This window comes from Streptomyces sp. NPDC056144, assembly GCF_042264145.1.
Lineage (GTDB): Bacteria > Actinomycetota > Actinomycetes > Streptomycetales > Streptomycetaceae > Streptomyces.
In genome coordinates this window covers 41129-63075 of record NZ_JBHJVF010000014.1, presented here as the reverse complement: position 1 = coordinate 63075, position 21947 = coordinate 41129, and the positions used below count along the sequence as shown (strand labels likewise).

The 21947-nt window shown below is 71.6% G+C and carries 28 protein-coding genes; 11 read left to right on the top strand and 17 right to left on the bottom strand.

All coding sequences use genetic code 11. The annotated features are described in order from the left end of the window. Positions 1–241 precede the first annotated feature (241 nt). Both ACFC0Z_RS30630 and ACFC0Z_RS30625 read left to right on the top strand, forming a co-directional pair. Entirely contained in the window at positions 242–1291 is a 1050-nt protein-coding gene (locus tag ACFC0Z_RS30630) for a C40 family peptidase (protein WP_376444801.1), read from the top strand. A 352-nt stretch (positions 1292–1643) separates the two neighbouring features. Beyond that, on the top strand, positions 1644–2885 hold the full coding sequence (locus ACFC0Z_RS30625; RefSeq protein ID WP_376444798.1) for a PP2C family protein-serine/threonine phosphatase: 1242 nt from the start codon (positions 1644–1646) through the stop codon (positions 2883–2885). 61 nt (positions 2886–2946) lie between these two features. Here ACFC0Z_RS30625 and ACFC0Z_RS30620 read toward each other — a convergent pair whose 3' ends face one another. The 4 genes from ACFC0Z_RS30620 to ACFC0Z_RS30605 form a co-directional block, all read right to left on the bottom strand. Further along, positions 2947–3294, bottom strand: coding sequence for a DUF2516 family protein (locus tag ACFC0Z_RS30620; RefSeq protein ID WP_376444795.1), 348 nt, complete (start codon positions 3292–3294; stop codon positions 2947–2949). A gap of 97 nt (positions 3295–3391) precedes the next feature. Next, positions 3392–3922, bottom strand: coding sequence for a hypothetical protein (locus ACFC0Z_RS30615; RefSeq protein WP_376444793.1), 531 nt, complete (start codon positions 3920–3922; stop codon positions 3392–3394). Positions 3923–3963: 41 nt separating this feature from the next. Next, positions 3964–4410: a helix-turn-helix domain-containing protein gene (locus ACFC0Z_RS30610; RefSeq protein ID WP_376444790.1), complete on the bottom strand. Its 447-nt coding sequence runs from the start codon at positions 4408–4410 to the stop codon at positions 3964–3966. A gap of 192 nt (positions 4411–4602) precedes the next feature. Then, positions 4603–5325 carry a TetR/AcrR family transcriptional regulator gene (locus ACFC0Z_RS30605; protein ID WP_376444788.1) on the bottom strand — a complete coding sequence of 241 codons (723 nt, stop codon included), beginning with the start codon at positions 5323–5325 and terminating at the stop codon, positions 4603–4605. 112 nt (positions 5326–5437) lie between these two features. On the opposite strand from ACFC0Z_RS30605, the gene ACFC0Z_RS30600 reads away from it, so the two are divergent. From ACFC0Z_RS30600 to ACFC0Z_RS30570, 7 genes are all read left to right on the top strand, one after another. Continuing rightward, entirely contained in the window at positions 5438–6529 is a 1092-nt protein-coding gene (locus tag ACFC0Z_RS30600; RefSeq protein WP_376444785.1) for an alpha/beta fold hydrolase, read from the top strand. Positions 6530–6722: 193 nt separating this feature from the next. Beyond that, positions 6723–7079 (top strand): helix-turn-helix transcriptional regulator, encoded by a 357-nt coding sequence (locus tag ACFC0Z_RS30595; protein ID WP_376445085.1) that lies wholly within the window; start codon positions 6723–6725, stop codon positions 7077–7079. A gap of 48 nt (positions 7080–7127) precedes the next feature. Then, the gene (locus ACFC0Z_RS30590) at positions 7128–7547 is read left to right on the top strand and encodes a VOC family protein (RefSeq protein WP_376444782.1); all 420 of its coding nucleotides are present in this window, start codon (positions 7128–7130) and stop codon (positions 7545–7547) included. Positions 7548–7607: 60 nt separating this feature from the next. Then, positions 7608–8336, top strand: a complete 729-nt coding sequence (locus ACFC0Z_RS30585; protein WP_376444779.1) for a DUF5710 domain-containing protein — start codon at positions 7608–7610, stop codon at positions 8334–8336. Next, positions 8330–8941, top strand: coding sequence for a DinB family protein (locus tag ACFC0Z_RS30580; protein ID WP_376444776.1), 612 nt, complete (start codon positions 8330–8332; stop codon positions 8939–8941). Before ACFC0Z_RS30585 ends, ACFC0Z_RS30580 begins: the two co-directional genes overlap by 7 nt. Positions 8942–9024: 83 nt before the next feature. Beyond that, positions 9025–9510 (top strand): MarR family winged helix-turn-helix transcriptional regulator, encoded by a 486-nt coding sequence (locus ACFC0Z_RS30575; RefSeq protein WP_376444773.1) that lies wholly within the window; start codon positions 9025–9027, stop codon positions 9508–9510. Between the two features lie 156 nt (positions 9511–9666). Next, positions 9667–11184, top strand: coding sequence for an MFS transporter (locus tag ACFC0Z_RS30570; protein WP_376444772.1), 1518 nt, complete (start codon positions 9667–9669; stop codon positions 11182–11184). A gap of 43 nt (positions 11185–11227) precedes the next feature. Here ACFC0Z_RS30570 and ACFC0Z_RS30565 read toward each other — a convergent pair whose 3' ends face one another. Next, on the bottom strand, positions 11228–12475 hold the full coding sequence (locus ACFC0Z_RS30565; RefSeq protein ID WP_376444769.1) for a GNAT family N-acetyltransferase: 1248 nt from the start codon (positions 12473–12475) through the stop codon (positions 11228–11230). Between the two features lie 58 nt (positions 12476–12533). After that, entirely contained in the window at positions 12534–13151 is a 618-nt protein-coding gene (locus ACFC0Z_RS30560; protein ID WP_376444767.1) for an ABC transporter substrate-binding protein, read from the bottom strand. 129 nt (positions 13152–13280) lie between these two features. On the opposite strand from ACFC0Z_RS30560, the gene dtd reads away from it, so the two are divergent. Then, the gene (dtd, locus tag ACFC0Z_RS30555; protein WP_376444764.1) at positions 13281–13706 is read left to right on the top strand and encodes a D-aminoacyl-tRNA deacylase; all 426 of its coding nucleotides are present in this window, start codon (positions 13281–13283) and stop codon (positions 13704–13706) included. 14 nt (positions 13707–13720) lie between these two features. Here the strand turns inward: dtd and ACFC0Z_RS30550 are convergent, their stop codons facing one another. The 6 genes from ACFC0Z_RS30550 to ACFC0Z_RS30525 form a co-directional block, all read right to left on the bottom strand. Continuing rightward, positions 13721–14686, bottom strand: coding sequence for a YgfZ/GcvT domain-containing protein (locus tag ACFC0Z_RS30550; protein WP_376444762.1), 966 nt, complete (start codon positions 14684–14686; stop codon positions 13721–13723). 10 nt (positions 14687–14696) lie between these two features. Then, positions 14697–15140 (bottom strand): Fur family transcriptional regulator, encoded by a 444-nt coding sequence (locus tag ACFC0Z_RS30545; protein WP_376445082.1) that lies wholly within the window; start codon positions 15138–15140, stop codon positions 14697–14699. A gap of 45 nt (positions 15141–15185) precedes the next feature. Next, positions 15186–15758, bottom strand: coding sequence for an FABP family protein (locus ACFC0Z_RS30540; protein WP_376444759.1), 573 nt, complete (start codon positions 15756–15758; stop codon positions 15186–15188). A gap of 253 nt (positions 15759–16011) precedes the next feature. Next, positions 16012–17001, bottom strand: a complete 990-nt coding sequence (locus tag ACFC0Z_RS30535; protein ID WP_376444756.1) for a hypothetical protein — start codon at positions 16999–17001, stop codon at positions 16012–16014. Next, positions 16998–17807 (bottom strand): hypothetical protein, encoded by an 810-nt coding sequence (locus ACFC0Z_RS30530; RefSeq protein ID WP_376444754.1) that lies wholly within the window; start codon positions 17805–17807, stop codon positions 16998–17000. The genes ACFC0Z_RS30535 and ACFC0Z_RS30530 overlap by 4 nt, the downstream gene beginning before the upstream one ends. A gap of 17 nt (positions 17808–17824) precedes the next feature. Then, positions 17825–18595 (bottom strand): hypothetical protein, encoded by a 771-nt coding sequence (locus ACFC0Z_RS30525; RefSeq protein ID WP_376444751.1) that lies wholly within the window; start codon positions 18593–18595, stop codon positions 17825–17827. 104 nt (positions 18596–18699) lie between these two features. On the opposite strand from ACFC0Z_RS30525, the gene ACFC0Z_RS30520 reads away from it, so the two are divergent. Beyond that, positions 18700–19062 carry a DsrE family protein gene (locus tag ACFC0Z_RS30520; RefSeq protein WP_376444748.1) on the top strand — a complete coding sequence of 121 codons (363 nt, stop codon included), beginning with the start codon at positions 18700–18702 and terminating at the stop codon, positions 19060–19062. Between the two features lie 26 nt (positions 19063–19088). On the opposite strand, the gene ACFC0Z_RS30515 is transcribed toward ACFC0Z_RS30520, so the two are convergent. The 5 genes from ACFC0Z_RS30515 to ACFC0Z_RS30495 all read right to left on the bottom strand — a co-directional run bounded on the left by ACFC0Z_RS30515 (position 19089) and on the right by ACFC0Z_RS30495 (position 21867). After that, positions 19089–19358 (bottom strand): DUF3099 domain-containing protein, encoded by a 270-nt coding sequence (locus ACFC0Z_RS30515; protein WP_376444746.1) that lies wholly within the window; start codon positions 19356–19358, stop codon positions 19089–19091. A gap of 146 nt (positions 19359–19504) precedes the next feature. Continuing rightward, positions 19505–19795, bottom strand: coding sequence for a DUF1416 domain-containing protein (locus ACFC0Z_RS30510; protein WP_030693674.1), 291 nt, complete (start codon positions 19793–19795; stop codon positions 19505–19507). 32 nt (positions 19796–19827) lie between these two features. Further along, positions 19828–20667, bottom strand: coding sequence for a sulfurtransferase (locus ACFC0Z_RS30505; RefSeq protein WP_376444743.1), 840 nt, complete (start codon positions 20665–20667; stop codon positions 19828–19830). Positions 20668–20845: 178 nt separating this feature from the next. After that, the gene (locus ACFC0Z_RS30500; RefSeq protein WP_352029015.1) at positions 20846–20926 is read right to left on the bottom strand and encodes a putative leader peptide; all 81 of its coding nucleotides are present in this window, start codon (positions 20924–20926) and stop codon (positions 20846–20848) included. A 251-nt stretch (positions 20927–21177) separates the two neighbouring features. Next, on the bottom strand, positions 21178–21867 hold the full coding sequence (locus ACFC0Z_RS30495) for a DUF2993 domain-containing protein (RefSeq protein WP_376444741.1): 690 nt from the start codon (positions 21865–21867) through the stop codon (positions 21178–21180). Between the last annotated feature and the right edge of the window lie 80 nt (positions 21868–21947).

Genomic DNA, 21947 nt, shown 5'->3' with positions numbered 1-21947 from the left:
GAACCGCCGCGCGCAGGGGCGTTCCCCTGACTTTCTCTCGGGTTTCCCCAACTCCGGCTGAATTTCCGGTGCGTCGGGAACGCCTCTCGCGCCCCACTCGTCACCCCGGAGGAGGGTCGGCCCGACAGGCCCTGGTTTCCCCTGTTGCTTTCCGGTTTCGCGTGGCACTATCGCGAAGGCCGCCGACAAGTTACTGACGGTAAATCAGATTCGGCCGGGGCTGTTCAACGAGGGGGAGCTTGTGAACCGACGTCGCCACACCACCGCCGCGATCACCGTGATCTGCGCCCTGGCGGTGCTGGCCTCACCCGCGCTCACCCTCCAGGCCTCCGCGGCCCCGCTCCCGCCGCCCCCTCCGAAGAAGAGCCTGGAGGAGGTCCGGACCGAGATCGACGCCCTCTACCGTCAGGCCGCCGTCGCCACCGACGCGTACAACCTCGCCGAGGAGCAGACCAGGGAGCAGTCCTCCGAGATCGTCAGGCTCGCCCGGATGATCGTCGAGGGCCGCGAGAAGGTCGACGACCTCAAGGCGAAGGCGGGCGCCGCCGCCCGCGCCCAGTACCGCAACGGCGGGCTCCCCGAGGGCGCGCAGCTCGTCCTCACCGACGACCCGCAGATCTTCCTCGACACCGCCGGACGGCTCCAGGCCGGCGCGAAGGCGACCACCGACCTCCTCGGCGAGATGACCCGCACGCAGGCCGAGCTGGGGACGTACGCGAAGGACGCCGGCGACAACTGGACCAAGCTGGAGGCCCACCGGGTCAAGCAGGAGCAGGCGAAGAAGGAGATCAACGACAAGATCGCCGCCGCGAAGAAGCTGGAGTCCGAGCTCGCCGCCGAGGAGCGCGAGCGGCTGCGCCGCCTGGAGGAGCAGGCCCAGTACCGCGCGCAGACGACCTGGCTCGACACCGGCATCCTCGACGAGCTCAAGGCCTCGGCGACCCCGGAGGGCCGGAAGGCGGTCGCGTTCGCGACGGCGCAGATCGGCAAGCCGTACGTGTGGGGGGCCGAGGGCCCCGACTCGTTCGACTGCTCGGGGCTGACCCAGAGCGCCTGGACCGCGGCGGGCCGGAACATCCCGCGCACCTCGCAGGAGCAGTGGCGGCTGCTGCCGCGCGTGGACATCAAGGACATGCGGCCGGGCGACCTCATCGTCTACTTCAAGGACGCGAGCCACATCGGGATGTACATCGGCAAGGGCGCGATCGTGCACGCCCCGCGGCCCGGGCGGAACGTGACGCTGGCGGGGGCGGGCTCGATGGAGATCCTCGGGGTCGTACGACCGGGCTAGGCCCTGTCCGACGACGGGCGGGTGACAGGAGTCACCCGGCCGCTCACCCGCCCGCTCACCCGGCCGCTCACCCGCCCGCCGGACACAACGGCGGAATCCGACCCTCCGACCTGACGGACGCCTTCTCCCCCGGCGTGACCTTTCTCATTGCCACCGGCCGGGTCCACCACGCTCACGCGCCCTTTACGGCGGCAACTACCTCCCCTTCCGGGGCATATGCCGATCCCGCCGGGCCCGCTCACCCCGTGATCGCCATTCCGCTGCGCACCGACCTACCGCTAGGGTCCGGGACGGGTCAGATCAGAGCCAGAGAAACGTCTCTGCGTACGCGGGACCCGGCGACGCCACCGCTATGGATGCCACCGTGATGACCGGCACAGGAACAGGAACAGCAACCGACCGCACCGATCTCACCCTTCTGGTCGTCGAGGACGACCCGGCGGGTGCCCTCGCCGTACCCGAACTGCTCGACGCGGCCGGCCCCGCCGGCACCCGCGTGCGCATCCGCACCGCCCGCAATCTGACCGAGGCCGAGCGGCTCCTCACCGACGACGTCCACTGCGTCCTCGTCGACCTCTCCCTGCCCGCGCCCCGCGTGGCCGCGGGCGAGGACCCCCTCGCGCCGCTCCGCCACATCCTCCGCCTCGCCCCGCGCCACGCCGTCCTCGCCCTCGCCGCCTCCGCCGACGCCGAGCTCGCCGCCGAGGCCGTACGCGTCGGGGCCCAGGACCACCTCTTCCGCGAGGAGCTCGACGGGCGCCTCCTCAGCCGGGCCATCCGGTACGCCGTCGAGCGCAAGCGCGCCGACGCCGTCCAGGTGAAACTGGCCGAGTCCCGGCTCCGCGCCCAGGAGAACGCCCGCCTCGAACGCGGCCTCCTCCCCACCCCGCTCCTGGAGGGCTCCGACCTCCGCTTCGCCGCCCACTACCGGCCCGGACGCTCCCGCGCCCTGCTCGGCGGAGACTTCTACGACGTCGTCCGCACCCCCGACGGCACCGTCCACGCCATGATCGGCGACGTCTGCGGCCACGGCCCCGACGAGGCCGCGCTCGGCGTCGAGCTGCGGATCGCCTGGCGCGCCCTGACCTTCGCGGGCCTCTGCGGCGACGAGTTGCTCTCGACCATGCAGCAGGTCCTGGAGCACGAGCGGGAGAGCGACGAGATCTTCGCGACCCTCTGCACCGTCGACATCGCGCCCGACGGCCGCCGGGCGGCCCTCGCCCTCGCCGGCCACCCGTCGCCGCTGATCGCCCGGCAGGGACGGGCCGCACACCTCCTCCCGTACGAGGACGGGGGCCCCGCCCTCGGCCTGCTGCCGCGCGCCCGCTGGCCGCGCCGCCAGGTGGAGCTGGGCGGGGCGTGGAGCCTGCTCATGTACACGGACGGCCTCATCGAGGGCCGCTCGGCGGGCCCCGGCTCGCCGCGCCTCGGCCAGGACGGCATGGTCACGATGATCGACCGACAGCTGGCGGCCGGGCTGCGGGGCGAGGAGCTCCTGGAGGCGGCGGTCACCGAGGTCCGCTCGCTGAACGGCGGCGAGCTCACGGACGACGTCGCCGTCCTGGCCCTGGAACGGGACAGGACCCGGGGATGATCCCCGGGCCCTGTGCGATGTCCTGACGGCTTGACCGCTTGACGGCGTCACGGCTGACGGCTCAGCGGCCCCCGTTGTACGGCCCGTACGGTCCGTCGCTGCTGGAGCCTCCGCCCCGGCGCCCGCCACGTCCCCCGCCCGAGACCTGGGCGAGCGCGGGGCGTACGTCCACCATGAAGACGATGGCGGCGATCAGACCCGCGATCTGGAGGAACAGCATCGGCAGCACCAGGTTCAGGAGCAGGTTGATGCCGAGGATGATCAGCCAGAACTTCTTCGTCTGCTTCTCGGCGGCGCGGTAGGCGTCCTCGCGGGCCATGGCGGCGAAGACGAGCGCCGCGATGGCGAAGCCGGTGAAGATCAGGAAGAGCAGGATGTTGAGAAGGGAGTCGAACCCCGCTGCCAGCATGCTGAGCACCGCCTAGTGGTGATGGAGAGAGAGCGCCTCGCGGTCAAGGTACCCGTTACAACGCCCCGAGCACCCGCATTGGTGCCCGCGCTCGCTGTTACTCCTTGGTCCCAGTGTCCGCCCCGGACGCGACGACCGCCTCCGGCGCGTCGTCCGCCGCCGGCTCCTCGGCCGCTTCCGGCTCCTTCGCCGCCTCCGGCTCGACGGCCACGGCGATCTCGACGATCTCCTCGGCGGCCTCGCCGCGCCACGTCTTCACGGCCTCCTCGCCGCGCGCCGCGACCTCCTCGTACTTCTCGCGCGCCTTCACGGCGTACTCGGCGGCGACGCCGACACCGCGCAGCGCGAGGTCCTGGGCGGTCTCGCCGAGCTTCTTGAGGTCCGTGTCGAGCCCGCCGACGACCTCGGCGAACTTCGCCTGCACGGTCGCCTGGGCCCCCTTGGCCTGCGCGGACACCTTCTCCTGCACGACCTTCGGGTCGGTCTTCCGGACGGCCTCGATACGGGCGGGCGCCTCGGCGGCCAGCTGCTCGATCAGGCCGGGGACCTTCTTGGCGCCCTGCACGGCGAGGTCGGCGGTGCCGGCGGCGAAGAAGAGAGGGGTACGCAGTTCGTCGATGATGGCCATGCTGGTGGTCCTCCCGGATGTGGCGTACTGACTCTTGGCTCTTAGCTCTGAGGCTTCTCGGCATCGGCATCGGCATCGGCATCGGCGCCGGCCTCGGTCCCGGCGGCTGCCGAGGCTTCGGCCGCCGCCGCGGACGCGGCGTCCGCGGCGTTCTCCTTGCGGAACGAGTCGTAGATCTGGAGCAGCACCTGCTTCTGCCGCTCGTTGATCGAGGGATCGGCCACGATGACGGCCCGCGTCTCCAGCTCGTCCAGTTCCCGCTCGTCGAGGATCCCGGCCCGCACGTACAGCGTCTCGGCCGAGATCCGCAGCGCCTTGGCGACCTGCTGGAGCACGTCGGCGCTCGGCTTGCGCAGCCCGCGCTCGATCTGGCTCAGGTACGGGTTCGAGACCCCCGCCGCCTCGGCGAGCTGCCGCAGGGACAACTGCGCGGTCCGCCGCTGCTCGCGGAGGTACTCGCCGAGATTGCCGACGTTGAGCGATGCCATGCCCCGACCATGCCAGCCCGCGCTAACTATTGCAAGCATCTGCTTGCAACAGGCTCCCCCTGGCGTGTCACACCGGCTGTGACTCGCAGCGGCATCCGTCACTTCGCAGGGGTTTCCGTCACCAGCCATCCGCAGTCGTCGGACCTTGAGCCGTGACGGGCAAGGCGGGAACCGAAGCGAAGAACCCGCTCACTAGGGGACCAGGGCCGCCACGCCATCGAAGATCCGCTCCAGGCCGAAGTCCAGCGGACTCCCCCCCTGCGGGGCGAAGGCGCCCGCCGCGATCGCCTCCGTCAGGGCGGGAAAGCGCTCCTCGTGCCGCTCCAGGACTTCGGCCGTCAGATGCGCCCACTCTTCGTTCGCCGACCCGTCGTGGTCGACGTACTGCTGGGCGACATTGCGAATATGGCCCACGAGCAGGAGGAACGTGTCATGCCGCTGGGTGGCCGACAGCCCTGTTTCGGCCAGTGCGGCCAAGGCCGTGTCCAGCCAGCCGAGTTGATGAGGGCCCATGATCTGGCGGCGCATGCCGGTCGCCGTCAGGATCCACGGGTGGCGGCGGTACATCGCCAGGCACTGCCGGGCCCACTCGGTCAGCTGCGGGCGCCAGCCGCCGGGGATGTCGCCGACCGGGACCGGGGGGCCGATCGCGAGGTCGACCATCAGGTCGAGGAGTTCCGTCTTGCCGGGAACGTACCGGTAGAGCGCCATCGCGGTGACGCCGAATTCCTTGGCCACCCGCGCCAGCGAGACTGCGTCCAGGCCCTCCCTGTCGGCGATCCCGATGGCCGCCTCCGCGATCCGGCCCGCGGTGAGCGAGGGCTTCGGGCCCCGGCTCGGCAGCTCCTGCTCGCCCCAGAGCAGCGCGAAGCTCGCCTTCACGCCGGCCTGCCTCCCGGCCTTCTTCGTTGCCACACGCGCCTCCTCCGCCGATTCCCGTTGACACCCCACTCTAACTGTTTATAACGTATAGCCAACCGCTTACGGCATATACAGTTTCGCTGGAACGGACACTCAAGGAGTCGTCATGCTCGCCGCCATCGTCGCCACCTCCGCAGCCGCCCTCCTCGCCGCGCCGACGGCCGGCGTCCTCGGCCACCGCGCCCTCAAGCGCTCCCGCAACGCCTCCCTCATGAAGATCGACGCCCCGAACGGCATCGACGAGCAGGGCTTCGTCCGCATCGGCGGCATCGACCAGTGGATCTCGGTCCGCGGCGAGGATCTGGCCAACCCGGTCATCCTGGAACTGCACGGCGGCCCCGGAGCCTCGACCGCGATCTTCGGGCCGCGCACCAGATCCTGGGAGAAGCACTTCACGATCGTCCGCTGGGACATGCGCGGCGCCCTCAAGACCCTCGGCCGCGGCGGTCCGGAGGGACAGGGCGAGATGACCTTCGACCGGATCTACGCGGACGCGATCGAGGTCACCGACCACGTACGCACCCGCCTCGGCGCCGACAAGATCGTCCTGCTCGGCCATTCCTACGGGAGCGCCTTCGGCCTGCGGCTCGCCCGCGAGTTCCCCGAGCGCTACTCCGCATACGTCGGCACCGACCAGAACATCCACGACGCCGGCCGCGACAACTCCGTACACCAGGCCCTGCTCACCCGCCTGCGCGCTGCCGGAAAGCGTAAGGAACTGGCGGCAGTCGGGGCGCTCCACGCCGATGAGCAGCGGTGGACAGCCCGCGAACGCGCGATGCACGCCAAGCTGCTGGCCACCAGCGACCCGCTGACCCTGGACACGATGAAGAAGATCGTCATGGGGTCCCTGTGGCTCTCGCCGCTGCACTCGCTGCGAGAGCTGGGGCTCTTCGTCAAAGGCATGACCCTCTCGGAGCAGATCACTCAGGCCACCGCCGGGTTCGACGACTGGGCGGACGGCACGACATTCGAGCTCCCCTTCTTCATCCTTCAGGGCGAGAAGGACGTCCTTACGTCGCCGGAGCTCGCCCGCCGCTTTTTTGACGACGTCCAGGCGCCGGTCAAGGGCTTCGCGGTGATCGAGGACTGCAGCCACTTCGCGGCGTTCCGACGGCCGGAGCGGTTCCTGGAACTGCTGCTGGCCCACGTACGGCCGCTGGTCGCCAGCCAGTCGGCTGTTGCGGCACGCGCCTGACCAGAGGTGGCCGGTCTTGGAACTCACCTACGAAGCCAGGGCCTGCAGGCCTTCGACCCGGCCGACGTCGGCGTGTTCTTCCTGTCGGAAGACGAGTGACACTCATCGCTGTGAGTCGCACCGGCGTGCCACCCTGGAACACGTGCCCCTCGACCTCGACGACCTCGTCCGTCTCCGCCGCGCGCGGGACACGATGGACCGCGACTACGCGCTGCCGCTCGACGTGCCGGCGCTCGCGCGCGTCGCCCTCATGTCCACCGGGCACTTCTCGCGCAGCTTCCGCGCCGCGTACGGCGAGACCCCGTACGGGTACCTCATGACCCGCCGCGTCGAGCGGGCGAAGGCGCTGCTCCGGCGGGGCGACCTGAGCGTGACCGAGGTGTGCTTCGCGGTGGGGTGCACCTCGCTCGGGTCGTTCAGCTCGCGGTTCACGGAGCTGGTGGGCGAGAGCCCGAGCGCGTACCGGGCGAGGCGGCACGAGCCGGGGGCGGCGGTGATCCCGGCGTGCGTGGCGAAGGTCCACACGCGCCCCACGAGGAACACGGACTGATCAGGATCGGAGAAGCACCCTCCGCCTCCCCGCCGTAGCGTCGGTCCCATGAGCATCAACGTCACCCTCTCCCAGTGCTTCATCGCCGTCGACGACCACGACAAGGCCCTCGCCTTCTACCGTGACGCCCTCGGCCTGGAAGTCCGTAACGACGTCGGTTTCGAGGGCATGCGGTGGGTCACCGTCGGCTCCCCCGCCCAGCCCGGCGTCGAGATCGTCCTCGAACCGCCGCTCGCCGACCCGAACGCCTCCGCCGCCGACCGCCAGGTCATGGCCGAGCTCCTCGCCAAGGGACTGCTGCGGGGCGTGATCTTCTCCACCGACGACGTCGACGCCACCTTCGAGCACATCCGCGCGGCCGGCGGCGAGGTGCTCCAGGAGCCGGTCGACCAGCCGTACGGCGTGCGGGACTGCGCGTTCCGCGACCCGGCGGGCAACATGCTCCGCTTCTCCCAGCCCCGCACCTGACGACCCGCCACCGTTTGTCGTACCCCCGTGCCAGCATGGAGGCAACAGGGGAGGTACGACATGGCAGTTGAACGCATCTGGCTGGACGTCCCGTACGCGGAGAAGGACGAGGCCAAGCGCGGCGGCGCGCGCTGGGACGCCACGGCCCGACGGTGGTACGCGCCCCGCCCCGGAATCCCCGAGCTGGCGCGGTGGGCCGCCGCCGACGACGTACCGGACCTGCTGCCCGGCGAGGACCGGACGCTCGGCGCCGGCCTCTTCGTCGACCTCGTGCCGCGCACCTGCTGGTTCACCAACGTCCGCTCGTGCGTGGCGCAGGCGGACTGGGAGCGGCTGCGCCGGATGATCACCGGCCGCGCCGGTCTGCGCTGCGAGGCCTGCGGGGCGGGCGAGGACCGGGACGCGCGGCGGTGGCTGGAGGCCCACGAGCGGTGGACCTACGACGAGCGGTCCCGCACCCAGACCCTCAAGCGGCTGATCTGCCTCTGCACGGACTGCCACGAGGTGACCCACTTCGGCCTCGCCCAGGTGCGGGGCGTCGAGGACCGCGCCTTCGCCCACCTCGTACGGGTCACCGGGCTGAGCGAGCAGGCCGCACGCGAGCACGTCCGGTCGGCGTTCGCCGTGTGGGAGCGGCGTTCGCGCCACGACTGGCGGCTCGACCTCGGCATCCTCACCGACGCGGGCATCACCCTCGCCCCGCCCCCGGCCGCTGCCGAGCGCGCCCGCACGGCGAGCGACCTGCTGCCCCGCCCCCGCCAGGCCGGCCCGGGAGAGAACCGATGGTGAACGCGAACCCGACCGCGACCCCGAACCCGGGCCCGACACCTCCCCCGCCCCGCCGCCGCGCGGACGTCCTCGTCGAGCCGCTCGACGACGCCTCCCGGAGCCCCCGCTTCACGGGCCCCGCGACCGGCGACGAGCGCGCCATGCTGGTCCGCTTCCTCGCGGACCAGCGCCGCACCCTGGTCCTGAAGTGCGAGGGCCTCACCCACGAACTGGCGGCCCGGTCCGCCGCCCCGTCCACCCTCTCGCTCCTCGGCCTCGTCCGGCACCTCGCCGACGTCGAGCGCCGCTGGTTCCGCGAGATCCTCGCCGCCGAACCCGGCACGGCCCCGCTCTTCTCCTCCCCCGCCTCCCCGGACGGCGACTTCGACGAGGCGACCGCCGACCCGGCCTCCGTCGCCGAAGCCTGGACCGCCTGGCACGCGGCGGTGGCCTACGCCGAGGACTTCACGGAGAAGGCCCCCGACCTCGACGTCACCGGCGAGGACGACTGGCGCGGCACGGTCTCGCTCCGCTGGGTCCTGATCCACATGATCGAGGAGTACGCCCGCCACAACGGCCACGCGGACCTCCTGAGAGAGCGCCTGGACGGCGCGACGGGCGTGTGAGGGTCCTTTCGACCAGTACGCGAGGGCCCTTCGTCCACTTCCAAACCATCCGCGACGGATCGACTTTCGTTACCCTGGCGGGCATGACAGCCATGACGCCCGCCCGCACGGAGCCCGACCTCTCCTACCTCCTCGACCACACCAGCCACGTCCTGCGGACGCGCATGACGGCCGAGCTCGGCGAGATCGGGCTCACCCCGCGCATGCACTGCGTCCTCGTCCACGCCCTGGAGGAGGAGCGCACCCAGGCGCAGCTCGCCGAGATCGGGGACATGGACAAGACCACGATGGTCGTGACGGTCGACGCGCTCGAAAAGGCGGGGCTCGCGGAGCGGAAGCCGTCGAGCACGGACCGGCGGGCGCGGATCATCGCGGTGACCGAGGAGGGCGCGAAGCTGGCGCGGGAGAGCCAGCGGATCGTCGACGGCGTCCATGAGAACGCCCTCGCCTCCCTCCCCGGGGCCGAGCGCGAGGCGCTGCTGCGCGCCCTGAACCACCTGGTCACGGGCCATCTGGAGAATCCGGTGGAGGGCCCGTCGGCCGCCCGTCGACCGCGCCAGCGCGGCTGAGCCGACCAAGCCCCCCCTGGATCCTGGGCCCAGGACCCGGAAGCCTGGGCCCAGGGCCCGGAGTCCAGGGCCCAGGAACTCCTCCCGTGAAAAATAGTCTGCAACAAAACCATCTGCTAGCGTCTCTCTTGTCGCCTCCATCGACAGGAGAGATCCATGCGCCCCCCTGCCCCCGCCCAGGCCCCCGCCGCCCGCTCCCCCTGGCTCGCCCTCGGCGTCCTCGCCACCAGCCTCCTCATGACCGTCCTCGACGGCAGCATCGTCACCGTCGCGATGCCCGCCATGCAGGCCGACCTCGGCTTCACCCCCGCCGGCCTCAGCTGGATCGTCAACGCCTACCTGATCGCCTTCGGCTCGCTCCTGCTCCTCGCCGGCCGGCTCGGCGACCTCATCGGCCGCAAGCGGATGTTCCTGATCGGCACGGCCCTCTTCACCGCCGCCTCGCTCCTCGCCGGAATCGCCGCCACCCCCGCCGTCCTGATCGCGGCCCGCTTCCTCCAGGGCATCGGCAGCGCGATGTCCTCGGCCGTCGGCCTCGGCATCCTCGTCACCCTCTTCACCGAACCCCGCGAACGCGCCCGCGCCATCGCCGTGTTCAGCTTCACCGGCGCCGCGGGCGCCTCCCTCGGCCAGGTGCTCGGCGGCCTCCTCACCGACGCCCTCGCCTGGAACTGGATCTTCTTCATCAACCTCCCCATCGGCGTCGCCGCGCTCCTCCTCGCGCTCCCCGCCCTGCCCGCCGACCGCGGCCTCGGCCTCGGGGCCGGCGCGGACGTCCTCGGCGCGGTCCTCGTCACGGCCGGCCTGATGCTCGGGATCTACGCGGTCGTCACCATCGAGGAGTACGGGGCCGGTTCGGCCCACACCCTCGGCCTCGGCGCCCTCTCGCTCGCCCTCCTGGCCGGCTTCCTCGTCCGCCAGGCCAAGGCCGCCCACCCGCTGATGCCGCTGCGGATCCTCCGCTCGCGCAGCGTCGCCGGGGCCAACCTCGTCCAGATGCTGATGGTCGCCGCGCTCTTCTCCTTCCAGATCCTCGTCGCCCTCTACCTCCAGAAGGTCCTCGGCTACGGCGCCGCCGAGACCGGCCTCGCGATGCTGCCCGCGGCCGTCGTCATCGGCGTCGTCTCCCTCGGCGTCTCGGCCCGCCTCATCGCCCGCTTCGGCGAGCGCGCCGTCCTCCTCGCCGGGATCGTTCTGCTCGTCGGCGTCCTCGGCTGGCTGACCCGCCTCCCCGTCCGCGCCGACTACGTCACCGACCTGCTCCCCGTGATGCTCCTCGCCGCGGGCTTCGGCCTCGCGCTGCCCGCCCTCACCTCGCTCGCCATGTCCGGCACCGAGGAGTCCGACGCGGGCCTCGCCTCCGGCCTCTTCAACACGACCCAGCAGATCGGCATGGCCCTCGGCATCGCGGTCCTCTCCACCCTGGCCGCCGCCCGCACCGAATCCCTCACCGCGGCGGGCCGCCCCACCGCCGAGGCCCTGACCAGCGGCTACCACCTGGCCTTCGCCGTCGGCACGGCCCTCGTCCTGGCGGCCCTGGCCGTCGCCTTCACGACCCTCCGCCGCCCGGCGACGCCGAAGGAAACCGGGAACCCCACGGCCGGAAACCCCACGGCCGGAAGCCCCACCGCCGGGAACCCCACGGCGGAGAAGCTCGTGCTCCCGGCGGCCTGAGGACCTGAGGACCTGAGGACCTGAGGACCTCGGGGCAGACGGATCAGAAGATGTCGGGCGAGAAGGCCCGCAGGGACGTACGGAACAGGAGGTCGGCGCGGGTTCCCGCGCCGGCCTTCCGTTCGTCGACGCGGCCCAGACGGACCAGGCGGACCGCGGACTCGTCGCCGAAGGCGAGCGTGCCCAGGTCGGCGACGTCGAGGGCGAGGTCGGCGGAGTCGGTCGTACGGACGCAGGTCGCGCCCTCCGGTGACGCGTCCAGGCGGTAGCGGCCGCCGGCCAGGCCGTCCTTGTCGCGGAGGTCGAGGACCAGCGAGTCCGCCAGCGGGTACGTCCGGGTCTCCAGGACCTTCGCGACGTCCAGGACCCGGACCCACAGCATGTCCACGTGCGTCACCGTCCTGGCCGCGCGCGGGTTCGGGAGCAGCTGGGGCAGCGGGTCGTCCGGGGCGCGGTGGCCGGAGCGGACCGTGGCGATCCAGTCGACCGAGCAGAGGTAGTGCCAGAGTGCGCGCTCGGCCGCGGGGGTGACGGCGACCATGTCCCGTACGGACGCGGTGTTCTCCGGCTGCTTCGCGTCGTCCCACTTGCTGTCGGCGGTGTAGGCGACGTACCCCTCGGCCTCGCCGGACTCGGCGCGGTAGACCGCGTAGAAGGGCTCCTTCCACGGGTCCGTCTGGTAGCCGAGTCCGGTGCCCAGCTCCCAGAGGCGCGGGGAGCGGTCGGTGATGCCCGCGCGGAGGCCGGCGAACCGGCGGTGGAGGTCAGGACCGATCGCGCGGATCTCCGCGCCGTCCGTCAGGTCGATCCGGCCGCCGTCCTCCGGCCGGCCCGTGCGGCGCGGGTCGAGCCCGGCCCGCCGGACGTCGACGGACCACTCGGTGGACCAGCTCGCCGGGCCGAAGCCGTACCGCCCGTAGATCGGGTACTCGGCGGCGATCAGCGTCGCGACCGCGTCGCCCCGTTCCTTCGCCGCGGCCAGGTCCGTGGCCATCATGCGGCTGAGCAGGCCCTGCCTGCGGTGCGTCGGCGAGACGGTGACCTGGGTGATCGCGTCGGCGGCGAGAGCGCCGCCGCCGACCGCGCTCACCTCCTGCGCGAACGAACGGAAGGTCGCGACGATCCGGCCCCGGTCGTCGAAGGCGCCCTGCGTCCGCGCGAGGTCCGCGTGGGCCAGCCGGTCGGCGACCAGTTCGTCGGGCGTGTGGGGCGGTCGCAGAAAGCCGGTCTGGAGGGCCCGGATCCAGCCGGGGAACTCGGACTCCGTCACCGTGCGCACGTCGACACTCATCCCTCGACCCAAGCACGGCGGCACGGCCGCCGCACCCGGATTTCCCCGGGCCCGCCGCTCAGGCCAGCAGGTCGTCGACCTGTGCCTCGCCCTCCCGGTAGCGGCGGGCGATCTCGCCGCTGCAGTCGTCGGCGGTCCGCTGGAGATGGTGCCGGCGCCGGGAGATCTGCTGCTCGTACCCGGCGAGGCGGCCCATCGCCGCGTGCAGCTCCTCGTCCGTGCGGGCCGACAGGTCCGACAGCTCGACCTCCGACAGCATCTCGGACGCGAGCCGCCGGTACTCGTCGCCGCGCGGAGTCGACAGCGTCACGTGCCGCGCCGAGCTACGGTGCGCCGGGGGCGCGTCCGCGAGGATCTCCGAGAGCCGGTCGAGGACCGGCGTCTCCGGGTCGGTCCGCCGCGCCAGCTCCGCCCGCAGGATGTCGATACGGCCCTGGAGCATGCGCCGTACGTAGCTCAGGTCGGCCTCGTCGCTCTGCGCCTCGCGCCGCAGCGCCCGCAGCTCGGGCAGCCGCAGCGCCCCGAAGTCGGGCCGCGCCACCCCGTCGGGCAGGGCGGCGGAGTCGGCGGTCCGCTGCACGGGCGGACGCGCGATCGGACTTCCGCCGACGCCCGCGGCGGCGCGGAACAGCGGTACGGAGCCGGACGGCGTCGGCCCGGTGCCAGGTGCACTCATGAGAATCGTCCCCTCGACCGGTGCGGAGCCGCACCGCCTGACAGGCATCGTGCCACTCCCACCCGTGCACGTGCAGGCGCTCTGCACCCGTTCGGCCCCGCGCGATTCCCGGCCGGTACGTTGGGACCCATGCGAGCAGTGGTGCAGAGAGTGGACGGCGCGAGCGTCGTCGTCGCAGGAGAGACCGTCGGCGAGATCGCCGGCGAGGGGCTGTGCGTCCTGGTCGGGGTGACCCATGAGGACACCCCCGAGAAGGCCGCCCAATTGGCCAGAAAGCTCTGGTCCGTCCGGGTGCTGAACGACGAGAAGTCGTGCTCCGACGTCAACGCGCCGCTCCTCGTCATCTCCCAGTTCACCCTCTACGGAGACGCCCGCAAGGGCCGCCGCCCCACCTGGAACGCGGCCGCGCCCGGCCCCGTCGCCGAGCCGCTCGTCGACGAGGTCGTCGCCCAGCTCCGCGCCCTCGGCGCGCACGTGGAGACGGGCCGCTTCGGAGCGAAGATGCGTGTCTCGCTCACGAACGACGGCCCGTTCACGGTGCTGCTCGAAGTCTGAGCCTCCCCAGGGGGCTACGGCTCGACGACGGTCTCCTGCGCGGCGGCCGTCGTCCCCACGATCAGGGGCGCGTCCACCGGAACGTTCCGCTTCACCAGCGCCAGGGCGATCGGGCCCAGCTCGTGGTGGCGGACCGCCGTCGTCACGAAGCCGAGCTGGCGGCCCTCCTCGCCGTCGGCGGCGAGCCGGACCGGCGTGCCGTGGGCCGGCAGCAGGACCTCGCTGCCGTCGAGGTGCAGGAAGACCAGCCGACGCGGCGGCTTCCCCAGGTTCTGGACGCGGGCGACGGTCTCCTGCCCCCGGTAGCAGCCCTTCTGGAGGTGGACCGCGCTGCCGATGACACCGATCTCGTGCGGGATGGTCCGGTGGTCGGTCTCGAAGCCGAGCCGCGGCCGGTGCCCCTCGACGCGCAGCGCCTCGTACGCGAGGACGCCCGCCGCCGGGCCGTGCGCGGCCGCGAAGGACTCCAGCTCCGCGCGGGGCAGGAAGACGTCCCGGCCGTGCGCGGTCTCCCGTACGGCCGCGCCCTCGGGCACCTCCGCGATGGAGCCGGCCGGAAGGTGGACGACCGCGATGTCCTCCGTACGGTCGGCGACCTCGACCCGGTAGAAGAACTTCATCGACTCCAGGTACGCGATCAGCTCCTCCCGCGTCCCCGGCTCCACGTGCGCCCACACCGTCTCGCCGTCGTCGACGAGGTACAGCGCGTGCTCGATGTGCCCGTTCGCGGAGAGGATCAGCGCCTCGGTCGCCCGCCCCGGCGGAAGATCCGTCATGTGCTGCGTGAGCAGCAGGTGCAGCCAGCTCAGCCGGTCGTCGCCGGTGACGGCGACGACACCGCGGTGCGAGAGGTCGACGAATCCGGTGCCGGCGGCGAGGGCGCGCTGCTCGCGGAACAGTTCGCCGTAGTGGGCGGCGACGCCTTCGTCACGGCCTTCGGCGGGGACGGCGCCGGGCAGGGACAACAGAGGGCTCTTCATACTCCAGAGCCTACGACTTCGCCTCCGCGGCCTTCTCCGCGCAGTCGCCGCACCGGCCGAAGATCGCGAAGTGCTTCATGTCCGTCTCGAAGCCGAAGGTCGCGCGGAGCTTCCCGGTGAACTCGGCGGCCACCTCGACGTCCGCCTCGATCACCTTCTCGCAGTCCCGGCAGACCAGGTGCAGATGGTGGTGCCGGTCGGCGAGGTGGTACGTCGGGGCCCCGTGCCCCAGATGCGCGTGGCTCACGAGCCCGAGCTCCTCCAGGAGCTCCAGGGTCCGGTACACGGTGGAGATGTTCACCCCGGAGGCCGTCCTGCGGACCTCGACGAGGATGGCGTCCGGAGTCGCGTGCTCCAGCGCGTCCACGGCTTCGAGGACGAGCTGCCGCTGCGGGGTCAGCCGGTAGCCGCGCTGCCGCAGGTCGCTCTTCCAGTCGGTGCTGTCGGTGGTCACCACGCCCTCCAGTGTAGGAGGGCGCGGTGAACGGCCCTCTGCGGTCTAGCGGAAGAAGGCGATGCCGTCGTCCGGCAGGTCACCGAGGTTGCGCGCCATCTCGGCGACCTCCTCGGGCGTCACGACCTTCTTCAGGTGCGCCGACATGTACGGGCGGAGCGGGACCTCGGGGGTCGCCTTCTCGCCGACCCACATGAGGTCGCTCTTCACGTAGCCGTAGAGACGCTTGCCACCGCTGTACGGGCCCGAGGCCGCGGTGCGGGCGACGGCGTCCGTCGCCAGGTCGATCTGCGGCTTCTGGTCGGCGAGCTCGCCGTACCAGATCTCGACGACACCGTCGTCACGGACCATGACGACCTCGACCTTGCGGTCCTTGTCGATCCGCCAGTAGCCGCTCTCGCTCTCCAGCGGGCGGACCTTGTTGCCGTCGTTGTCCAGGACCCACGAGTGCGAGTGGTACTCGAGGAAGTCCCGGCCGTCGTGGCTGAACGTCACGGACTGGCCGAAGTTGCACTTCTCGGAGCCGGGGAAGTCGGCGACACCCGCGCCCTCCCACGTACCGAGAAGGAACGCGAGGGGGACGAGGCCCGGGTTGAGGTCGGAGGGGATCTCGATCATGAGCAGCTCTGGCGTTCTCTAGAGGGGTTTGGCGAGGCGGTTAGCGCTGACCCTGGTACAGCTTCTTCACGGCCAGACCGGTGAAGGCGAGAACGCCGACACAGACCAGGACCAGCAGAGCTTCGAAGAAAACGATCACGGGGTGCTCCTCGACTGAGCGATGAAGGCTGAAAGGGCCGGACCCCAGCTTAGTGGGCGGGGGCCCGGCCCACTCTGTGAGGTGGGTCTACGGCGGATTCGGCGGCGTCGCCGGTCAGCCGAGCAGCTGCGCCTGGAGGGCGACCGTCTGCTGGAAGGGCACGGTGAGCACCCCGCCCTTCCTGGTCTGGGTGATCACCCCGAAGGTGTCGCCCGCCTGGACGTAGGCCCAGCGGGTCTGCTCGCCGCCGTACGGCTCCTCTTCCTCGTAGGCGTAGACGGAGAGGTTCGGGACCCGGACGTCCTTGACGGACATGTCGATCTTCGCCGACTCGACGCCGACGGGCAGCCGGGTGTTCTGGGAGATCTTCCGCAGGGTCTCGTCCTTGAGGGCCTCCGAGAACGCCACCGACGAGAACCTCAGCAGGTGGACCCGGGTGGTCGTGCCGTCCGGAGTGGTCCAGCCGCGGGTCGCCACGTGCCGGAGCGCCGATTCGGCCAGATGCTCCTTCACCGCGCCCCGTTCCTTCTCCGGCAGCAGCGCGAGGTACGCGTCGACACCGGTCCAGCCGCCCTTCGCCTTCGGGTCGAGCGTGGCCTCCGCCGGGGCCGGCAGCAGGAGCTGCCGCAGGTCGGCGTGGTGGACCTCGCCTTCGTTGCCCTCCGTCCACGGGCGCGGCGCGTCCGCGGGGAGGGCGGGGAGGGCGAGCCTCGGGTACGTCCAGCGGCCGTCGGACTCCGTCGCGAGGCCGGGTACGGCGTCACGGTCCATGGCCGTGATCCCCAGGGCCGTACCGGCGCCGACACCGCCGAAGACGAGGACGGCGGCGGTCCAGCGGAGGACACCCCAGAGAAGGGGGCGCCGGGAGGCCCGGGACGGGGGAACGGGCTCCGCGCCTCCGGCGACGGCGGGGGCGGAGGCCGGGGTCGGGTCCGGGTCCGGGGCCGGGCCCGGGCCCGGGGCGGGGTCCGGGGTCGGGTCCGGGGCCGGGCCCGGGGCGGGGTCCGGGGTCGGGTCCGGGTCCAGGGCCGGAGCGGGTGCCGGGGCGGGCTCGGCCGCCGCCTGCGCCGGGACGGACGCCTCGGTCTGGATCTGCTCGGTCATACGTACTCCCCCGGGGACTGGACGTGTTCGAGCTGCTTCTTCAGCAGGTCCGCCACGCGCGCCTTGTCGAACGGCCTGGCGCCCGCCGCTCTGACCATGACCATGACCTCGTCGTCGTACGCGAGGCAGATCATCTCGCCCAGCTCCTCGGCCCGCTCCTTCTTCGTCAGCGAGTCGTCCTCGGGCGCCAGGTAGCACGAGGCGTTCCGGGCGCCCTTCACCTGAGGTCCCTTCGGGAACTCGAGGGTGTCCAGGACCTCCTTGCGGAGCCGGTAGCTGTTCCTGATCTGCCTCTTGTCCTTCATCCGCGCGAGCTGAACGGTGACGACGAGCGCGTCGTCCGGATCGGCGAAGGAACGGACGGCGACGCCCTCGAGGCCGAGCTTGTCGACCTCCTTCTCGAACGCGCGGCGCTTCTTCCCGGAGAGCCCCTCGCCCGTCTGCTTCATCAGGGCGGTGGCCTCCGCGGCGCCGAGTTCGCCGTCGTTCCCGTACAGCCCCGCGTCCGGGCCGAACTCGTACCCGTCGGGCAGCGGCAGCAGGAGCTTGCTCAGCGGTGTCCCGCTCTTGCCGCGGGCGTGGGCGGAGGCGGGGTCCTCGTCGTTCCGCGGGGTTCCCTCCTTCCCACCCCACACCTCGGTGGGCGCGGTGCGGTCGGCGGAGGAGACGGTGACGGCGGTGTACGCGACCCCGCCGCCGGCCAGTCCGAGGACGAGCACGGAGGGGAGGACGACACCGAGCAGGACCCGGCGGACGCGGCCCTTCTCCTTGTCCTTCGGCACCTCGGTCACAGGGGCGGCGGTCACGGTGCCGCGGTCCTCGCTCACAGTCGCTCCAGCTGTCGTTCGGCCAGCGAGCGGATGTACTTCCCGGAGATCTTCTTCGTGCCGGCGACGAAGATCTCCACCGCGATGTCACCGCGGTGGAAGTAGGCCCGGGCCTCGTAGATGTCCAGGTAGCCGGCCTTCCGCTGCACGGGGAAGACGTAGTAGCGGCCGTCGGCCGAGCCCTTGAGGGCCGTGCCCTCGCTGCCGGCGTAGTCCTCGTCCGGCATGTAGGCCTGCTGGTCGTCGACGAAGTCCGCCGCGCCGAGGCCGTCGTTCGAGCGGTACTGGACGAGCCGGATCTCGGTCGCGATGTCGTCCTCGGTCACCCAGGAGGTGGCCGCGATCCGCCGGATGCCCAGGTCCAGCTGGTAGCCGAGCGCGCCGCCCGGCTGCTTGAAGTGCGACGCGAACCGGCTCACCTCCATCCAGCCGTCGCCGGAGGAGAACTCGCTCTCCTTCGTCCCCGCGGGCCGCGGCAGGACCAGCTTCCGCAGGTCGCCCTGCGCCTTCGCCTGGAGGTCCTCCGAGGCCGGGAGCGGCTTCGCCTTCTGGCCCTTCGGGAGCGGCTTCGGGTAGGCGAGGCCCGGCTGGTTGAGCGGCGGAAGGGCGACGGGCTCGCGCTGCGCCTGGACGCCGTATCCGACGGCGGTGCCGCCGACGGCGCCGAGGACGGCTGCCGTGGCGAGGAGTCCGGCCGTACGCAGCAGGCGGCGACGGCGGCGCGGACGGGCACCCGGAGGAGCGGGTGCGGTTTCTTCGATGCTCAAAAGTCCCCCCACGAGACCTGAAGCACGGATTCCGATCATCCGTGCGACCAGGTGACACGTGAGGGACACGAGAGGTTGCAGGGCCGCGCATTACAGTTCGGCATATGGCGAAGAAGCTCGTGATCAAGGTGACCGCAGGGGCCGACGCCCCCGAACGCTGCTCGCAGGCCTTCACGGTGGCGGCCGTCGCCGTCGCCAGCGGCGTCGAGGTGTCGCTCTGGCTGACCGGCGAGTCCTCGTGGTTCGCGCTCCCGGGGCGCGCGGCGGAGTTCGAGCTCCCGCACGCGGCACCGCTGCCGGACCTGATCGACTCGATCCTGGCGGCCGGCCGGGTGACCCTCTGCACGCAGTGCGCGACCCGCCGCGAGATCACGGAGAAGGACGTCCTGGACGGCATCCGCATCGCGGGCGCGCAGGTCTTCGTCCAGGAGGTCATGGGCGAGGACACCCAGGCACTCGTCTACTAGCCCGCGGGCCTACTGGTCCCCCGGGCCTACTGGTCCTCCCGGCGCCGCTTCTTCCCGTCCAGCTCGTCCCACCACTCGTCCGACTTCGGGTCCCCGGAGGGGTCGTCCCACCAGCGGTCGTCCGGGCCCTTGCGGTTCGCGACCATCGCGGCGATCGGGGGGATGACCATGGCGACGACGCACATGCCGACGGCGACCGGGATCGAGAAGAGGCGCACGACGGCCCAGGCGCCCACGAAGAGGACCAGGCAGGCGCCCATCAACCAGAAGTAGACGTGCCGACGCCGCGCGTACACACCTTCAGCGTACGCGCGGCGTCAGCCCCCCGAAAGGCCGCGAAAAAGGCCGCGAAAAGGCGGAGGCCGGAGGGTCGTGCCTCAGGTCCTGGTGTGGCGTCCAACCCCCCAGGAGGCACGGCCCTCCGGCCGTTCGTGGTCGCGGATCAGACCGCGATGGCGACGTCCGTCAGGCTGCCGGCCTCGGTGACGACGACCTTGCGGTCGGCCTGGGCGCCGGGGACCAGCGCGCGCAGGGTCCACTCGCCGGTCGCCGCGTAGAAGCGGAACTGGCCGGTGGCCGAGGTCGGGACCTCGGCGGTGAACTCGCCGGAGCCGTCGAGGAGGCGCACGTAACCGGTGACGGGCTCGCCGTCCTTGGTCACCTGGCCCTGGATGGCCGTCTCACCGGGCTTGAGCGTGCTGACGTCGGGGCCGCCGACCTGGGCTCCACACATGTTCGCTGTCCTGTCCTGGGGAAGAAGTGGGGTTACTTGTTGGCGCCGAGCTCGATCGGCACGCCGACGAGGGAGCCGTACTCGGTCCACGAGCCGTCGTAGTTCTTGACGTTCGTGACCTCGAGGAGCTCGTGCAGCACGAACCAGGTCAGCGCGGAGCGCTCACCGATGCGGCAGTAGGCGATGGTGTCCTTCGCCAGGTCGACCTGCTCGTCCTCGTAGAGGGCCTTGAGCTCGTCGTCCGACTTGAAGGTGCCGTCGTCGTTGGCGTTCTTCGACCACGGGATGTTGCGGGCGCTCGGCACGTGGCCGGGGCGCTGCGACTGCTCCTGCGGGAGGTGCGCCGGGGCGAGCAGCTTGCCGGAGAACTCGTCGGGCGACCGGACGTCGACCAGGTTCTGGGAGCCGATCGCGGCCACGACGTCGTCGCGGAAGGCGCGGATCGAGGCGTCCTGGGCCTTGGCCTTGTACTCGGTGGCCGGGCGGGCCGGGACCTCGGCGACGAGGTCGCGGGAGTCGAGCTCCCACTTCTTGCGGCCGCCGTCGAGGAGCTTGACGTCCTGGTGGCCGTAGAGCTTGAAGTACCAGTAGGCGTAGGAGGCGAACCAGTTGTTGTTGCCGCCGTAGAGGACGACCGTCGTGTCGTTGCCGATGCCCTTGGCCGACAGGAGCTTCTCGAAGCCCTCCTGGTCGACGAAGTCACGGCGGACCGGGTCCTGGAGGTCCTTCGTCCAGTCGATCCGGATGGCGTTGCGGATGTGGTTCTTCTCGTAGGCCGAGGTGTCCTCGTCGACCTCGACGATGGCGACCTGCGGGTTGTCGAGGTTGGCCTCGACCCAGTCCGCGTCGACCAGGACGTCGCTGCGAGCCATGCTGTTCTCCTCCGGGGCAGTGTGCGGGGGTGTGGTGCGCTTCGGTGCGATTGGTGCGGGTTTGTGCCGCGGTACGCGTCGTCGCGTTCGGCGTTCGTACGGACTTGGGTACGGCTGCACAGGTCGGCCCCGACCGCGGTCGAAGGGCCTGAAGGAATACGGGAGTCGGCGCTCCCGCTCAGACCGAAGGACAGAGCATGGCGGCGACGCGGCACAGGTCTACTGCCCGCCGCTTCGTGAGATCCGCCTGTCGCTTCATGCCCTCGATCGTAGGGACGGACAGGCGGCCGTGTCACCGGTGTGTCGTATTTTGAGACGCGATCGTCCGAGATGTGGGACGAGAGTGCCGTCGGGGTCGGCTCGGGACGGCTCCGCGCCAGGTGTCCGGGTTCGGTATCTGCGGATCGGACGGGGGCGTCTCAGCATGTGGCCGAAGGGGGTTCACCCGCGGTTTCACGGGCCCCGAAGACGGGCCCGAAGGCGGGCCCCGAGGCGGGCAGCAGGGGGGCGTCAGCCCGCCAGCGACACGTTCCGGCCGCTCACCGCCACCGCCAGGCCCTCCGGCCCGACCTCGACCTTCTCCACCTTCATCCCGGCCATCAGCCCGATCGACCGCTCGAAGTCCGTCTTCTCGCGGATCTTGTCCTCCACGAGCGGGATCCCCTCGCCCGGCACCTCGTCCGCGCGGACCTTGAACGTGTCCCCGTCCACGACGGTCACCGTCGACAGCACCGAACGCGTCAGCTTCCGGCCCAGGATCTGGACGCTGCCGGTGACCTTCACCTTGCCGTCGCCGCCGTACGCCACCGTCACGCCCGGGTCGGCGGCGGCCGTGAGGTCCGCGTACGAGATGAGGGCCGTGCCGCTCGCGGAACCGGCCCGCGCGCCCGACCAGTCACCGGTGACCGTCACGTCCCTGAGCGCGGCCGTCAGCTCCTGGACCCGGATGCGACGGTCGCCCGCCGTCGTCTCGGCCCCGCGCGCGACCACGTCGACCTCGTCGAACCGCTTGTCCAGGACCTGGGTGAGGAACGGGAAGCCCTTGATGTCGACCTCGACGTCCCCGGTCTCCGCGGCCTCCGACAGCTTCACCCGGCTCGCCGCCTCCGACTCCGCGTACGCCAGGGCGAGCCGGTCGACCCCGACGAGCACACCGCCCAGCACGACGGCCACGATCAACAGAATCCGCAGTGCTCGCATGGGTGGTGCTTCTCCCCGTAGGTACCCGTAAGGCAGAAAAAATCGGCCCCCCGACACGAAGATCGACGTGTCGGGGGGCC

What these genes read in the sequence shown, in the direction of transcription:
- ACFC0Z_RS30600 (WP_376444785.1), top strand. Translation starts at nt 5,438, where the DNA reads ATGCTCGCCGCCATCGTCGCCACCTCCGCAGCCGCCCTCCTCGCCGCG.
- ACFC0Z_RS30590 (WP_376444782.1), top strand. Translation starts at nt 7,128, where the DNA reads ATGAGCATCAACGTCACCCTCTCCCAGTGCTTCATCGCCGTCGACGAC.
- ACFC0Z_RS30500 (WP_352029015.1), bottom strand. Translation starts at nt 20,926, where the DNA reads ATGAAGCGACAGGCGGATCTCACGAAGCGGCGGGCAGTAGACCTGTGC.
- ACFC0Z_RS30575 (WP_376444773.1), top strand. Translation starts at nt 9,025, where the DNA reads ATGACAGCCATGACGCCCGCCCGCACGGAGCCCGACCTCTCCTACCTC.
- ACFC0Z_RS30570 (WP_376444772.1), top strand. Translation starts at nt 9,667, where the DNA reads ATGCGCCCCCCTGCCCCCGCCCAGGCCCCCGCCGCCCGCTCCCCCTGG.
- ACFC0Z_RS30625 (WP_376444798.1), top strand. Translation starts at nt 1,644, where the DNA reads ATGGATGCCACCGTGATGACCGGCACAGGAACAGGAACAGCAACCGAC.
- ACFC0Z_RS30580 (WP_376444776.1), top strand. Translation starts at nt 8,330, where the DNA reads ATGGTGAACGCGAACCCGACCGCGACCCCGAACCCGGGCCCGACACCT.
- ACFC0Z_RS30510 (WP_030693674.1), bottom strand. Translation starts at nt 19,795, where the DNA reads ATGTGTGGAGCCCAGGTCGGCGGCCCCGACGTCAGCACGCTCAAGCCC.
- ACFC0Z_RS30495 (WP_376444741.1), bottom strand. Translation starts at nt 21,867, where the DNA reads ATGCGAGCACTGCGGATTCTGTTGATCGTGGCCGTCGTGCTGGGCGGT.
- ACFC0Z_RS30560 (WP_376444767.1), bottom strand. Translation starts at nt 13,151, where the DNA reads ATGAGTGCACCTGGCACCGGGCCGACGCCGTCCGGCTCCGTACCGCTG.
- ACFC0Z_RS30585 (WP_376444779.1), top strand. Translation starts at nt 7,608, where the DNA reads ATGGCAGTTGAACGCATCTGGCTGGACGTCCCGTACGCGGAGAAGGAC.
- ACFC0Z_RS30505 (WP_376444743.1), bottom strand. Translation starts at nt 20,667, where the DNA reads ATGGCTCGCAGCGACGTCCTGGTCGACGCGGACTGGGTCGAGGCCAAC.
- ACFC0Z_RS30615 (WP_376444793.1), bottom strand. Translation starts at nt 3,922, where the DNA reads ATGGCCATCATCGACGAACTGCGTACCCCTCTCTTCTTCGCCGCCGGC.
- ACFC0Z_RS30520 (WP_376444748.1), top strand. Translation starts at nt 18,700, where the DNA reads ATGGCGAAGAAGCTCGTGATCAAGGTGACCGCAGGGGCCGACGCCCCC.
- ACFC0Z_RS30610 (WP_376444790.1), bottom strand. Translation starts at nt 4,410, where the DNA reads ATGGCATCGCTCAACGTCGGCAATCTCGGCGAGTACCTCCGCGAGCAG.
- ACFC0Z_RS30595 (WP_376445085.1), top strand. Translation starts at nt 6,723, where the DNA reads ATGGACCGCGACTACGCGCTGCCGCTCGACGTGCCGGCGCTCGCGCGC.
- ACFC0Z_RS30620 (WP_376444795.1), bottom strand. Translation starts at nt 3,294, where the DNA reads ATGCTGGCAGCGGGGTTCGACTCCCTTCTCAACATCCTGCTCTTCCTG.
- ACFC0Z_RS30550 (WP_376444762.1), bottom strand. Translation starts at nt 14,686, where the DNA reads ATGAAGAGCCCTCTGTTGTCCCTGCCCGGCGCCGTCCCCGCCGAAGGC.
- ACFC0Z_RS30540 (WP_376444759.1), bottom strand. Translation starts at nt 15,758, where the DNA reads ATGATCGAGATCCCCTCCGACCTCAACCCGGGCCTCGTCCCCCTCGCG.
- ACFC0Z_RS30535 (WP_376444756.1), bottom strand. Translation starts at nt 17,001, where the DNA reads ATGACCGAGCAGATCCAGACCGAGGCGTCCGTCCCGGCGCAGGCGGCG.
- ACFC0Z_RS30565 (WP_376444769.1), bottom strand. Translation starts at nt 12,475, where the DNA reads ATGAGTGTCGACGTGCGCACGGTGACGGAGTCCGAGTTCCCCGGCTGG.
- dtd (WP_376444764.1), top strand. Translation starts at nt 13,281, where the DNA reads ATGCGAGCAGTGGTGCAGAGAGTGGACGGCGCGAGCGTCGTCGTCGCA.